The 13,704-nt window shown below is 56.2% G+C and carries 6 protein-coding genes, 2 tRNA genes and 3 rRNA genes; 10 read left to right on the top strand and 1 reads right to left on the bottom strand.

The features are described 5' to 3' along the window. Positions 1-596: 596 nt before the first annotated feature. The 6 genes from PspS34_RS19710 to mrdA all read left to right on the top strand — a co-directional run bounded on the left by PspS34_RS19710 (position 597) and on the right by mrdA (position 7,981). A 16S ribosomal RNA gene (locus tag PspS34_RS19710) occupies positions 597-2,133 on the top strand. Positions 2,134-2,214: 81 nt separating this feature from the next. After that, positions 2,215-2,291: transfer RNA gene (locus tag PspS34_RS19705), tRNA-Ile, on the top strand. A 30-nt stretch (positions 2,292-2,321) separates the two neighbouring features. Next, positions 2,322-2,397, top strand: a tRNA-Ala gene (locus PspS34_RS19700). A gap of 247 nt (positions 2,398-2,644) precedes the next feature. Next, positions 2,645-5,538, top strand: a 23S ribosomal RNA gene (locus tag PspS34_RS19695). A 156-nt stretch (positions 5,539-5,694) separates the two neighbouring features. Continuing rightward, positions 5,695-5,810 (top strand): 5S ribosomal RNA (gene rrf / locus PspS34_RS19690). Together the 16S, 23S and 5S rRNA genes with 2 tRNA genes alongside form the textbook arrangement of a ribosomal RNA operon. A 278-nt stretch (positions 5,811-6,088) precedes the next feature. Continuing rightward, positions 6,089-7,981: a penicillin-binding protein 2 gene (mrdA, locus tag PspS34_RS19685; RefSeq protein ID WP_154947774.1), complete on the top strand. Its 1,893-nt coding sequence runs from the start codon at positions 6,089-6,091 to the stop codon at positions 7,979-7,981. 12 nt (positions 7,982-7,993) lie between these two features. Here mrdA and PspS34_RS19680 read toward each other — a convergent pair whose 3' ends face one another. Next, positions 7,994-8,953: a LysR family transcriptional regulator gene (locus PspS34_RS19680; RefSeq protein ID WP_154861517.1), complete on the bottom strand. Its 960-nt coding sequence runs from the start codon at positions 8,951-8,953 to the stop codon at positions 7,994-7,996. A gap of 155 nt (positions 8,954-9,108) precedes the next feature. Here PspS34_RS19680 and PspS34_RS19675 point away from each other — a divergent pair, with 155 nt between their 5' ends. The 4 genes from PspS34_RS19675 to PspS34_RS19660 all read left to right on the top strand — a co-directional run bounded on the left by PspS34_RS19675 (position 9,109) and on the right by PspS34_RS19660 (position 13,686). Next, positions 9,109-10,410 (top strand): MFS transporter, encoded by a 1,302-nt coding sequence (locus tag PspS34_RS19675; protein WP_057713891.1) that lies wholly within the window; start codon positions 9,109-9,111, stop codon positions 10,408-10,410. Further along, positions 10,407-11,162 carry a class II aldolase/adducin family protein gene (locus PspS34_RS19670; RefSeq protein WP_007988289.1) on the top strand — a complete coding sequence of 252 codons (756 nt, stop codon included), beginning with the start codon at positions 10,407-10,409 and terminating at the stop codon, positions 11,160-11,162. Before PspS34_RS19675 ends, PspS34_RS19670 begins: the two co-directional genes overlap by 4 nt. After that, positions 11,159-12,100, top strand: coding sequence for a glyoxylate/hydroxypyruvate reductase A (locus tag PspS34_RS19665; protein WP_174245527.1), 942 nt, complete (start codon positions 11,159-11,161; stop codon positions 12,098-12,100). The genes PspS34_RS19670 and PspS34_RS19665 overlap by 4 nt, the downstream gene beginning before the upstream one ends. 206 nt (positions 12,101-12,306) lie before the next feature. Next, positions 12,307-13,686 carry an MFS transporter gene (locus PspS34_RS19660; RefSeq protein WP_057713892.1) on the top strand — a complete coding sequence of 460 codons (1,380 nt, stop codon included), beginning with the start codon at positions 12,307-12,309 and terminating at the stop codon, positions 13,684-13,686. Positions 13,687-13,704: the final 18 nt, after the last annotated feature.

Here is a 13,704-nt window from a genome sequence, read left to right as displayed (position 1 = left end):
AATATAGGAATCAGGGCGTTTCTATTTGTGTTGGGCAATATACTGCGCATTCCTTGCAGGCGCGTCTATATATAAGCAGTGTTTTTGCACATGTCGATAGAAAACCTAAATCAGTGCTTGACGGCAGATTCCAGGTGTCTATAATTCGCCCCACTTCCGGCGCAGTCGAAGCGGAAAACTCCTTGGTAAACAAAGAGTTACGCAGTTTTCGGCAGCAGGTTGCTTCAGTTCATCGAAGCCGAAAGGGAGTTGAAAAAGAGGTGTTGACAGCAGCGTGTAACGCTGTAGAATTCGCCTCCCGCTGACGAGAGATCTGAGGCGCAAGTGGTTGAAGTTACAAAGGAAACTTTGAAAACTTCTGAAAATAATCACTTGACAGCAAATGAGGCTGCTGTAGAATGCGCGCCTCGGTTGAGATGAAAGATCTTAACCAACCGCTCTTTAACAACTGAATCAAGCAATTCGTGTGGGTGCTTGTGGAGTCAGACTGCTAGTCAACAGATTATCAGCATCACAAGTTACTCCGCGAGAAATCAAAGATGTAACCAACGATTGCTGAGCCAAGTTTAGGGTTTTCTCAAAACCCAAAGATGTTTGAACTGAAGAGTTTGATCATGGCTCAGATTGAACGCTGGCGGCAGGCCTAACACATGCAAGTCGAGCGGATGACAGGAGCTTGCTCCTGAATTCAGCGGCGGACGGGTGAGTAATGCCTAGGAATCTGCCTGGTAGTGGGGGACAACGTTTCGAAAGGAACGCTAATACCGCATACGTCCTACGGGAGAAAGCAGGGGACCTTCGGGCCTTGCGCTATCAGATGAGCCTAGGTCGGATTAGCTAGTTGGTGAGGTAATGGCTCACCAAGGCGACGATCCGTAACTGGTCTGAGAGGATGATCAGTCACACTGGAACTGAGACACGGTCCAGACTCCTACGGGAGGCAGCAGTGGGGAATATTGGACAATGGGCGAAAGCCTGATCCAGCCATGCCGCGTGTGTGAAGAAGGTCTTCGGATTGTAAAGCACTTTAAGTTGGGAGGAAGGGCAGTAACTTAATACGTTGCTGTTTTGACGTTACCGACAGAATAAGCACCGGCTAACTCTGTGCCAGCAGCCGCGGTAATACAGAGGGTGCAAGCGTTAATCGGAATTACTGGGCGTAAAGCGCGCGTAGGTGGTTTGTTAAGTTGGATGTGAAAGCCCCGGGCTCAACCTGGGAACTGCATTCAAAACTGACAAGCTAGAGTATGGTAGAGGGTGGTGGAATTTCCTGTGTAGCGGTGAAATGCGTAGATATAGGAAGGAACACCAGTGGCGAAGGCGACCACCTGGACTGATACTGACACTGAGGTGCGAAAGCGTGGGGAGCAAACAGGATTAGATACCCTGGTAGTCCACGCCGTAAACGATGTCAACTAGCCGTTGGGAGCCTTGAGCTCTTAGTGGCGCAGCTAACGCATTAAGTTGACCGCCTGGGGAGTACGGCCGCAAGGTTAAAACTCAAATGAATTGACGGGGGCCCGCACAAGCGGTGGAGCATGTGGTTTAATTCGAAGCAACGCGAAGAACCTTACCAGGCCTTGACATCCAATGAACTTTCCAGAGATGGATTGGTGCCTTCGGGAACATTGAGACAGGTGCTGCATGGCTGTCGTCAGCTCGTGTCGTGAGATGTTGGGTTAAGTCCCGTAACGAGCGCAACCCTTGTCCTTAGTTACCAGCACGTAATGGTGGGCACTCTAAGGAGACTGCCGGTGACAAACCGGAGGAAGGTGGGGATGACGTCAAGTCATCATGGCCCTTACGGCCTGGGCTACACACGTGCTACAATGGTCGGTACAGAGGGTTGCCAAGCCGCGAGGTGGAGCTAATCCCACAAAACCGATCGTAGTCCGGATCGCAGTCTGCAACTCGACTGCGTGAAGTCGGAATCGCTAGTAATCGCGAATCAGAATGTCGCGGTGAATACGTTCCCGGGCCTTGTACACACCGCCCGTCACACCATGGGAGTGGGTTGCACCAGAAGTAGCTAGTCTAACCTTCGGGAGGACGGTTACCACGGTGTGATTCATGACTGGGGTGAAGTCGTAACAAGGTAGCCGTAGGGGAACCTGCGGCTGGATCACCTCCTTAATCGACGACTCAGCTGCTCCATAAGTTCCCACACGAATTGCTTGATTCATTGAAGAAGACGATAAGAAGCAGCCCGAAATTGGGTCTGTAGCTCAGTTGGTTAGAGCGCACCCCTGATAAGGGTGAGGTCGGCAGTTCGAATCTGCCCAGACCCACCAATTTTGTGTGGGAAACGCCTGTAGAAATACGGGGCCATAGCTCAGCTGGGAGAGCGCCTGCCTTGCACGCAGGAGGTCAACGGTTCGATCCCGTTTGGCTCCACCACTACTGCTTCTGATTGTATAAAGCTTAGAAATGAGCATTCCATCGGTGCGATGGTGAATGTTGATTTCTAGTCTTTGACTAGTTCGTTCTTTAAAAATTTGGGTATGTGATAGAAAGATAGACTGACCGTTACTTTCACTGGTAACGGATCAGGCTAAGGTAAAATTTGTGAGTTCTCTTAGTTGAGAAATTCGAATTTTCGGCGAATGTCGTCTTCATAGTATAACCAGATTGCTTGGGGTTATATGGTCAAGTGAAGAAGCGCATACGGTGGATGCCTTGGCAGTCAGAGGCGATGAAAGACGTGGTAGCCTGCGAAAAGCTTCGGGGAGTCGGCAAACAGACTTTGATCCGGAGATGTCTGAATGGGGGAACCCAGCCATCATAAGATGGTTATCTTGTACTGAATACATAGGTGCAAGAGGCGAACCAGGGGAACTGAAACATCTAAGTACCCTGAGGAAAAGAAATCAACCGAGATTCCCTTAGTAGTGGCGAGCGAACGGGGACTAGCCCTTAAGTGGCTTTGAGATTAGCGGAACGCTCTGGAAAGTGCGGCCATAGTGGGTGATAGCCCTGTACGCGAAAATCTCTTAGTCATGAAATCGAGTAGGACGGAGCACGAGAAACTTTGTCTGAATATGGGGGGACCATCCTCCAAGGCTAAATACTACTGACTGACCGATAGTGAACTAGTACCGTGAGGGAAAGGCGAAAAGAACCCCGGAGAGGGGAGTGAAATAGATCCTGAAACCGTATGCGTACAAGCAGTGGGAGCCTACTTTGTTAGGTGACTGCGTACCTTTTGTATAATGGGTCAGCGACTTATTTTCAGTGGCGAGCTTAACCGAATAGGGGAGGCGTAGCGAAAGCGAGTCTTAATAGGGCGTCTAGTCGCTGGGAATAGACCCGAAACCGGGCGATCTATCCATGGGCAGGTTGAAGGTTAGGTAACACTGACTGGAGGACCGAACCGACTACCGTTGAAAAGTTAGCGGATGACCTGTGGATCGGAGTGAAAGGCTAATCAAGCTCGGAGATAGCTGGTTCTCCTCGAAAGCTATTTAGGTAGCGCCTCATGTATCACTGTAGGGGGTAGAGCACTGTTTCGGCTAGGGGGTCATCCCGACTTACCAAACCGATGCAAACTCCGAATACCTACAAGTGCCGAGCATGGGAGACACACGGCGGGTGCTAACGTCCGTCGTGAAAAGGGAAACAACCCAGACCGTCAGCTAAGGTCCCAAAGTTATGGTTAAGTGGGAAACGATGTGGGAAGGCTTAGACAGCTAGGAGGTTGGCTTAGAAGCAGCCACCCTTTAAAGAAAGCGTAATAGCTCACTAGTCGAGTCGGCCTGCGCGGAAGATGTAACGGGGCTCAAACCATACACCGAAGCTACGGGTATCATCTTCGGGTGATGCGGTAGAGGAGCGTTCTGTAAGCCTGTGAAGGTGAGTTGAGAAGCTTGCTGGAGGTATCAGAAGTGCGAATGCTGACATGAGTAACGACAATGGGTGTGAAAAACACCCACGCCGAAAGACCAAGGTTTCCTGCGCAACGTTAATCGACGCAGGGTTAGTCGGTCCCTAAGGCGAGGCTGAAAAGCGTAGTCGATGGAAAACAGGTTAATATTCCTGTACTTCTGGTTATTGCGATGGAGGGACGGAGAAGGCTAGGCCAGCTTGGCGTTGGTTGTCCAAGTTTAAGGTGGTAGGCTGGAATCTTAGGTAAATCCGGGATTCTAAGGCCGAGAGCTGATGACGAGTGTTCTTTTAGAACACGAAGTGGTTGATGCCATGCTTCCAAGAAAAGCTTCTAAGCTTCAGGTAACCAGGAACCGTACCCCAAACCGACACAGGTGGTTGGGTAGAGAATACCAAGGCGCTTGAGAGAACTCGGGTGAAGGAACTAGGCAAAATGGCACCGTAACTTCGGGAGAAGGTGCGCCGGTGAGGGTGAAGGACTTGCTCCGTAAGCCCACGCCGGTCGAAGATACCAGGCCGCTGCGACTGTTTATTAAAAACACAGCACTCTGCAAACACGAAAGTGGACGTATAGGGTGTGACGCCTGCCCGGTGCCGGAAGGTTAATTGATGGGGTTAGCTAACGCGAAGCTCTTGATCGAAGCCCCGGTAAACGGCGGCCGTAACTATAACGGTCCTAAGGTAGCGAAATTCCTTGTCGGGTAAGTTCCGACCTGCACGAATGGCGTAACGATGGCGGCGCTGTCTCCACCCGAGACTCAGTGAAATTGAAATCGCTGTGAAGATGCAGTGTATCCGCGGCTAGACGGAAAGACCCCGTGAACCTTTACTATAGCTTTGCACTGGACTTTGAATTTGCTTGTGTAGGATAGGTGGGAGGCTTTGAAGCGTGGACGCCAGTTCGCGTGGAGCCATCCTTGAAATACCACCCTGGCAACTTTGAGGTTCTAACTCAGGTCCGTTATCCGGATCGAGGACAGTGTATGGTGGGTAGTTTGACTGGGGCGGTCTCCTCCTAAAGAGTAACGGAGGAGTACGAAGGTGCGCTCAGACCGGTCGGAAATCGGTCGTAGAGTATAAAGGCAAAAGCGCGCTTGACTGCGAGACAGACACGTCGAGCAGGTACGAAAGTAGGTCTTAGTGATCCGGTGGTTCTGTATGGAAGGGCCATCGCTCAACGGATAAAAGGTACTCCGGGGATAACAGGCTGATACCGCCCAAGAGTTCATATCGACGGCGGTGTTTGGCACCTCGATGTCGGCTCATCACATCCTGGGGCTGAAGCCGGTCCCAAGGGTATGGCTGTTCGCCATTTAAAGTGGTACGCGAGCTGGGTTTAGAACGTCGTGAGACAGTTCGGTCCCTATCTGCCGTGGACGTTTGAGATTTGAGAGGGGCTGCTCCTAGTACGAGAGGACCGGAGTGGACGAACCTCTGGTGTTCCGGTTGTCACGCCAGTGGCATTGCCGGGTAGCTATGTTCGGAAAAGATAACCGCTGAAAGCATCTAAGCGGGAAACTTGCCTCAAGATGAGATCTCACTGGGACCTTGAGTCCCCTGAAGGGCCGTCGAAGACTACGACGTTGATAGGTTGGGTGTGTAAGCGCTGTGAGGCGTTGAGCTAACCAATACTAATTGCCCGTGAGGCTTGACCATATAACACCCAAGCAATTTGACTACTCGAAAGAGCATCAGATTGCGGTGTGTGAAGACGAAAGAACCGAAAGTTCGACGCTCACAAAACACCGATTTTTATCACATACCCAATTTGCTGAAGCGAGGCCGACCGGCCACGACTCAGTACCCGAATTTCTTGACGACCATAGAGCGTTGGAACCACCTGATCCCATCCCGAACTCAGCAGTGAAACGATGCATCGCCGATGGTAGTGTGGGGTTTCCCCATGTGAGAGTAGGTCATCGTCAAGATTAAATTCCGAAACCCCTATCTGCGTATGCAGGTAGGGGTTTTGTTTTTGGCGTCCCTGTAGGCGCGAGCCCGCTCGCGAAAAACCCGAGAGCGCTGCGGGGCATCAGGTTTCCCGCGTCATCGTTAACGTCCATCGCGAGCGAGCTCGCTCCTACAAGGTCATTGTAAAAAAAATCACATAAACCTGACTCCGCGCTTTTGCTAAGGTGCAGCTCATTTTTAATGGACTGAGTTTGCGCCCACGGATCGGCATTCTTTTCAAAGAGTTGCTGTAGAAATGCCCGAACCGATACCCATCAAGGACCACGAGAAAGAGACACGCCTGGTCAATAAAAGGCTGATGGCCTGCGGCTTGTTCGTTGCCGCTGTCACCTGTGCGCTGGTAGTGCGCCTGTATGTCCTGCAGGTAGTCGAGTTCGACTATCACTCGACCATCTCCGAAAACAATCGCGTACATGTCCTGCCAATTACACCGACTCGCGGGTTGATCTACGACCGCAACGGCGTACTCCTCGCGGATAACCGTCCCAGCTACAACCTGACCATCACCCGCGAACGTGCTACCGATGTAAACGAAGAGCTGGACGAGGTAGTCAATCTCCTGCATTTGCCCGCTGAAGACCGCTCTCAGTTCGACAAGGCGATGAAGCAGGCACGTCACCCCTTCGTACCTGTGACGTTGTTCTATGAACTGAGCGAAGAGCAAATTGCCGTACTCGCCGTCAACGAGTTCCGCTTGCCGGGCCTCGATGTCGAGCCGCAGTTCGTTCGGCATTATCCATTGGGCGAGCACTTCGCCCATTCGGTCGGCTACGTCGGACGTATCAACGAGAAAGAGTCAAAGGCTCTGGATACCGTGGAGTATCGAGGCACCCAATCCATCGGCAAGACCGGGATTGAAAAATTCTACGAGAAACAACTGCACGGCCATGTCGGTTATGAGGAAGTCGAAACCAATGCCCAGGGCCGCGTCCTGCGAGTGCTCAAGCACACTGACCCGGTGCCAGGCGAAAACATTGTCCTGAGCCTCGACGTCAAGCTTCAGGAAGCCGCCGAGCAAGCCTTGGGCGATCGCCGTGGCTCGGTGGTCGCACTGGATCCCTCGACCGGTGAAGTGTTGGCCATGGTCAGCAACCCGAGTTTCGATCCGAATCTGTTCGTCACCGGTATCAGTTCCAAGGAGTATTCCACGCTACGGGACTCCATCGACCGACCGCTGTTCAACCGTGTGCTGCGCGGTCTCTATGCGCCGGGTTCGACCATCAAGCCGGAAATGGCAATCGCTGGCCTCGATGCCGGTGTCGTCACGCCACAGACCCGTGTGTTCGACCCCGGTTATTACCAGCTGCCGGATTTCGATCACAAATACCGCAACTGGAACCACAGCGGCGACGGCTGGGTGGATATGGATGCGGCGATCATGCGTTCCAACGACACCTACTTCTATGACCTGGCACACAAGCTCGGTATCGATCGTCTGCACGACTACATGGCCATGTTCGGACTGGGTGAGAAAGTCTCCCTGGACATGAATGAAGAGTCCGCCGGCCTGATGCCATCCCAAGCCTGGAAACGCGCCACCCGTCGTCAGGCCTGGTATCCGGGCGAGACGGTGATTCTCGGTATCGGCCAGGGCTACATGCAGGTCACGCCACTGCAGTTGGCCCAGGCGACGGCGCTGATTGCCAACAAAGGCGTGTGGAATCGCCCGCACCTGGCCAAAACCGTGGACGGTGTCGCGCCGGTGGATGAGCATCCGATGCCGAACATTCTGCTCAAGGATCCTCGCGACTGGGAGCAGGTCAACCATGGCATGCAGATGGTGATGCACGATGCCCGCGGGATTGCCCGGGCCGCAGCCGCGGGCGCGCAGTACCGTATCGCCGGCAAGAGTGGTACCGCGCAAGTGGTGGCGATCAAGCAGGGCGAGCGCTACAACCGGGAGAAAACCCGTGAGCGTAACCGCGACAACGCCTTGTTCGTCGGTTTTGCCCCGGCCGAGCACCCGAAAATCGTGATTTCGGTGATGATCGAAAACGGCGAGGCGGGTGGCCGTGTCGCCGGACCGGTCGTGCGGGAGATCATGGACGCCTGGCTACTCGATCAGGACGGGCATCTCAAGCCGCAGTACGCAGCGCCGAGCAAGGCACCGGGCGATCCTCACGTCTGAGCCTTCATGGCTTCACAGCACAGGCTCACGGATGCTGAGCATGTGCTGGAAGCTCTCGAGGAACACCGATTCAGCCTGGCTCATCTTCTGTTCGCGATTCCACAACAGCTGGATATCGAAATCCACCACCCCGTCTTCCGGCGGCAAGCGCCAGAGCAGACCTTGCTCGACATCCCGGCGCACCAGATGGGTGGGCAAGGCGCCGATGCCGTAACCCGCGCAGATCAAGCGGTAAATTTCTTCGAAACTGGTGGAGGAGGCGACGATCTTGCCGGTGAAGCCTTGCTGGTCGCGGAACAGCGTCAGGGGTGAAAGATTGCCGCCGAGTTGATCGCTGGTGAAGCTGACGAAGTTTTCCGCCGCCAGTTGTTCCAGGGTCAGATTCTGTTGCCCGAACAGCCGGTGACGTTGGCCACAAAAGTAAGCATAGGTCTCGCGAAACAGTACCCGTTGTTCCAGTCGTGGCTGTGGCAAGCGGCACAGGCCAACGCCGACTGTCGCAGTTTTTTGCAGCAGCGAACTGATGATGTTCGAACTGCCCATGACCTCGACTTCCAGCTCGATTTTCGGATGGGTTTCATGGAAATCAGCGAGGAAGTCATCGTAATGCCGAGCCTGCACACCGCTGACGGTGAGGATGCGGATCTTGCCCACCACGTCGTCGTGGCGACTCTCCACTACCGTCCCCAGGCGTGAAATATCTCCGTAGATATCCGCCGCTATGCGCAGGACTTCTTCCCCGGTTTCCGTCAGATCAAAGCGTCGTCCGCTGCGGGCAATCAACACGCATTCCAGTTGTTCTTCCAGTCGTTTCAGCGCCTGGCTGACGGCCGACTGGGTGATGTGCAGTCGCGCGGCGGCACGGCTCATGCTGCCTTCCTGGCCGATGACCAGATAGGTGCGCAGCAGGTTCCAGTCGAGGCGGTCATTGAGAAAGCGACGCCCGACCCACGGGTTGGAATTGGAAGGCATAAAACCTCATGCAGTAGCAGTGCTAATAGTAAAGATAAGGAATTGAAAATTGACTAATCCTGGCATGGAAGCGATAAAGCCCACAAGTGCCACAGAGCGCAACCGTCATCAGCCTTAACACCTGCCCAAAAACTATAAGTACACAGGGTCCTTGCATGCACACTACTCCCCAGCCGCGCCGAGCCGCGGCCGCTGCCTTCATTGGCACGACCATCGAGTTCTACGACTTTTACATCTACGCCACCGCGGCGGCGCTGGTCCTTGGGCAAGTGTTCTTCCCCAGCAGCGACCCGGTCATGAGTACCCTGGCGGCGTTCGGTAGTTTCGCTGTCGGCTTCATTGCCCGTCCCATGGCCGGGATGGTGTTCGGTCATCTGGGCGATCGTCTCGGGCGCAAGAAAATGCTGTTGGTGACCATGGCCTTGATGGGCGTCGCCACGGCGGGTATTGGCCTGTTGCCGAGCTACGCCAGTGCCGGCATCTGGGCACCTATTGGTCTGATCGTGCTGCGCGTCATTCAGGGCATTTCGGTCGGTGGTGAGTGGGGTGGGGCGGTGTTGATGGCGAGCGAACACGCGCCGGCCAAGCGCAAGACGTTCTACGCATCGTTCGCCCAGCTCGGCAGTCCCGCCGGTTTGTTGCTGGCACTGATCGCTTTCCGTCTGGTGACGTCCCTTGAGCCAGAGGATTTCCTCGCCTGGGGTTGGCGTTTGCCGTTCCTCGCCAGCGGCGTGTTGATGATGGTCGGGCTGTTGATCCGTTCCGGCGTTCACGAGTCGCCGGAATTCGCCAAGGCCAAGGACAACAACGAGACCGCCAAATACCCGGTGATGGACGTGATCCGTACCTGCTGGCGGCAGATCCTGTTCGCCGCCGCTGCCGTGACCATCGGCTCGGCCGGGTTCTTCTTCACCAACACCTTCATGATCACCTATGTCACCCAATATCAGGGCATTGCCCGATCGACGATTCTCGATTGCCTGTTTCTGGTGACCGTCATCCAGTTGCTCTCACAACCGCTCTCGGCGCTGATCGCCGAACGTATCGGCGAAGGTCGTTTTCTCAAATGGGTCGCGTTGCTTTGCATGGTCACGCCATACCCGATGTTCCTGCTGGTAGGCACGCAGAACATTGTGTTCATGACTGCCGGCATTGCCCTGGCAGTGGTGATTCTCTCGGCGCTTTACGCGGTGATCGCCGGTTACATGACCCAGGCCTTCCCGGTGCACCTGCGCTACTCGGGCATTTCCATCGCGTACCAATTGGCTTGCGCCGTGGCCGGCGGCACCACGCCGCTGATTGGCACCCTGCTGGCCAGCAAGTTCTCCGGACAATGGTTGCCGCTGGCGGTGTTCTTCACCTTGCTCTCGGCCCTGTCCCTGATCGGTGTTTGCGGCCTGGCCCGCCTGCGCGCCAACCCGGTCGTCACCCACGCTGCTAAAGAGGTGTATTCGTGAGTAAACCTGCACACATCGACCCGGTTGAATGGCAAGCCCGTTGCGAACTGGCTGCGCTGTATCGACTGGTCGCGCACTTTCGCATGACCGACCTGATCGACACCCATATCACCCTGCGGATTCCGGGGCCTGAGCATCACTTCCTGATCAACCGCTACGGGGTGATCTTCGACCGCATGCGCGCCTCGGACCTGGTGCGCATCGATCAGGAAGGGCGGGTGGTCGACCCGGAGTACGCGGGCCATCGGGTCAACGCTGCCGGCTTCGTGATTCACTCGGCGATCCACATGGCGCGTCCGGACCTGAACTGTGTGATCCATACCCACACGGCGGCCGGCATGGCGGTCGCGGCGCAGAAGCAGGGCCTACTGCCGATCAGTCAGCATGCGCTGAAGTTCTACGGCAAGCTGGCCTATCACACCTATGAGGGCATCGCGCTGTCGCTGGATGAGCGCGAGCGCTTGATTGCCGACCTCGGTCCGCACCGGGCGATGATCCTGCGCAACCACGGTTTGCTGGTGGGTGGATCGGGCGTGGCCCAGGCGTTCCAGGAAATCCACTTCCTGGAGCGGGCCTGTCAGGCCCAGGTGCAGGCGCTGGCCGGTGGTTCGGCACTGCATTACCCGTCGCCGGAAGTCTGCGCGCACACCGCCGAGCAGTTCGACCGCGATGAGCAGGACAACATCATCGACCTGGCCTGGGAGGCCGCCCTGACGTTGATCGAATCCCAGCGCGAGTCATATTTGTCATGAACGCCGTCATCAACACTGTGGTTCTGCTGTCCCGCGACACCTTGCTGCTCAAGCAATTGCAGGCGGCGTTTGCCCGCAGTGCGCCGCAGCTCACCGCCGTGCTGGCCGACGATTCCCGGGCCGCCAATGCACAGATGGCGGCGTGCTGGTTTCCCTTGCCGGGCAGTCTCGGCGCATTGCCGAACCTGCAGGTGATTCACTCGGTGGCCGCCGGTATCGATCACCTCGATCACGATCCGTCGTGCCCGGACCTACCGGTTTGCCGTGTGGTCGACCCGGGCCATCGCCAGGGGATGACCGAGTACGTGCGCTGGGCGGTGATCCACTATCACCGCGGTTTCGATCAGGTGTTGTCGCACCAGCGGGAGCAACACTGGGAGCGGCCGCTGCAACGGGCGGCGAGGCAGTTCAAGGTCGGTGTGATGGGGCTCGGATCGCTGGGCAGTGCGATTGCTCTGGATCTGGTCGCAGCCGGTTACGACGTGCGAGGCTGGGCGCGGCGCAGCAAGGACTTGCCCGGTGTGCGCACGTTCGCCGGGGGTGATGCGTTGCATCCTTTTCTCGACGGCGTCGAGTTGCTGATCAACCTGTTGCCACTCACCAGCGAAACCCGCGGGATTCTCGGACGAGCCACTTTCGAACAGCTCGCCAGCGGCGCGGCACTGATCAACTGTGGCCGGGGCGGTCATTTGAACATCGACGATCTCGAACAGGCCCTGGCGAGCGGGCATTTGCGCGGCGCCTTGCTGGATGTGTTCGAGCAGGAACCGCTGCCGGTCGATCACCGGCTCTGGACAATGCCCGGTGTCACCATCACCCCGCACATGGCTTCGGCGGCTTCCCATGACTGTATTGCCGAGCAAGTGGCAGAGAACTTTCGTCGCCTGAATGCTGGCGAGCCGTTACTCAACTGTGCCGACCGAGTATTGGGATATTGAACTAACACACCCTCTGTAGGAGCGAGCCCGCTCGCGATGGTCGTTAACGATTTCGCGTGTTTACCGGTTAAACGCGGTGTTCTTGAGTTCATCGCGAGCAGGCTCGCTCCTACAGGACCCCGTTTCCCGTAAGCCATAACAACAACCGTCGCCTCAACCGTTTTACTGCCAGTTCAAAACAATTAAATAAATTCCTGGAGACAGTGATGAGCGATCTATCGTCCGCAGAAAAGTCCGGCGCACCACCGGAAGTTGCAATCAGCATGAAAAAAGTCGCGGTGGCCAGTGTGATTGGCACCACCGTGGAGTGGTACGACTTGTTCGTGTTTGCCACGGCTTCAGCGCTGGTGTTCAACAAAGTGTTCTTCCCGGATTTCGTGCCGCTGATCGGAACGCTGCTGGCGTTCGGCACCTTCGCTTCGGCGTATCTGGCACGGATTGTCGGCGCGGCGTTGTTCGGGCATTTCGGTGATCGCCTGGGGCGCAAGTCGATGCTGTTGATCTCGCTGCTGACCATGGGCGCGGCCACCTTCGCCATCGGCTTGTTGCCTGACTTTGCAACCATCGGTATCTGGGCGCCGATCCTGTTGTTGCTGCTGCGGGTCGTGCAAGGCCTGGCATTGGGGGGCGAATGGGGCGGGGCGGTGCTGATGGCGGTGGAGCATGCGCCGGCCAACAAGCGTGGCTTGTACGGCTCCTGGGTGCAGATCGGCGTGCCGGCCGGGACCATGATTGCCAACCTGGCATTCCTGTTGATCGCGGCGTGGCTGTCCCCGGAGGATCTGTTGGCCTGGGGGTGGCGTATTCCGTTCCTGGCCAGCGTGTTGCTGATCGCCGTCGGTTTGTATATCCGCCTGAACATCTCGGAAACCCCGGCTTTCAACAAGGTCAAGGAAGCCGAAGTGCAAGTGAAAATGCCGTTGGCGGAAGTATTCCGCAAGTACTGGAAGCAAGTGCTGCTGGGGGGTATTGCCACCATGTCCACGGGCGCTTCGTTCAACATTATCGTGGCGTTCGGCTTGACCTATGGCACACAGAACCTCGGCTTCAGCCGCAGCGTGATGCTCGGTGTGGTGCTGCTGTCCTGCGCCTGGTGCATTGTCATGTTGCCGGTGTTCGGTGCGCTCTCGGACCGCTTCGGACGCAAACCGATCATTGTCGGCGGCATCATCGCCGAAGCACTGGTGGCGTTCCCGATGTTCTGGCTGATGGACACCAAGGAGCTGTCGATGGTGGTGTTCGGTTATCTGTTGTTGATGACCGCGTTCGCCGCCAACTACGGGCCGATCGCGACCTTCCTCGCCGAGCTGTTCGGCACCCGGGTGCGTTATTCCGGTTTGTCCATCAGCTACATGTTGTCCGGCCTGCTCGGCAGCGCGGCGACGCCCATCGTCACCACGGCATTGCTGGCCGCGACGGGCAAAGGTTCGTCGGTGGCCTGGTACATGATCGGTGCGGCGTTGATTTCCCTGGTGGCACTGTTGCTGTTGACCGAGACCTTCAAGAAGGACATCAGCGAGATCCCCAGCGTCGTCCCCACAGACGATCCGGCCCCCGGTAAACCCTTCAAATCGGCTACGGCCTGACATCTGGAGTTCTACAAC

The organism is Pseudomonas sp. S34, assembly GCF_009866745.1.
Lineage (GTDB): Bacteria > Pseudomonadota > Gammaproteobacteria > Pseudomonadales > Pseudomonadaceae > Aquipseudomonas > Aquipseudomonas jessenii.
This window is presented reverse-complemented; position numbering and strand designations above follow the sequence as displayed.

What these genes read in the sequence shown, in the direction of transcription:
- mrdA (WP_154947774.1), top strand. Translation starts at nt 6,089, where the DNA reads ATGCCCGAACCGATACCCATCAAGGACCACGAGAAAGAGACACGCCTG.
- PspS34_RS19680 (WP_154861517.1), bottom strand. Translation starts at nt 8,953, where the DNA reads ATGCCTTCCAATTCCAACCCGTGGGTCGGGCGTCGCTTTCTCAATGAC.
- PspS34_RS19675 (WP_057713891.1), top strand. Translation starts at nt 9,109, where the DNA reads ATGCACACTACTCCCCAGCCGCGCCGAGCCGCGGCCGCTGCCTTCATT.
- PspS34_RS19665 (WP_174245527.1), top strand. Translation starts at nt 11,159, where the DNA reads ATGAACGCCGTCATCAACACTGTGGTTCTGCTGTCCCGCGACACCTTG.
- PspS34_RS19660 (WP_057713892.1), top strand. Translation starts at nt 12,307, where the DNA reads ATGAGCGATCTATCGTCCGCAGAAAAGTCCGGCGCACCACCGGAAGTT.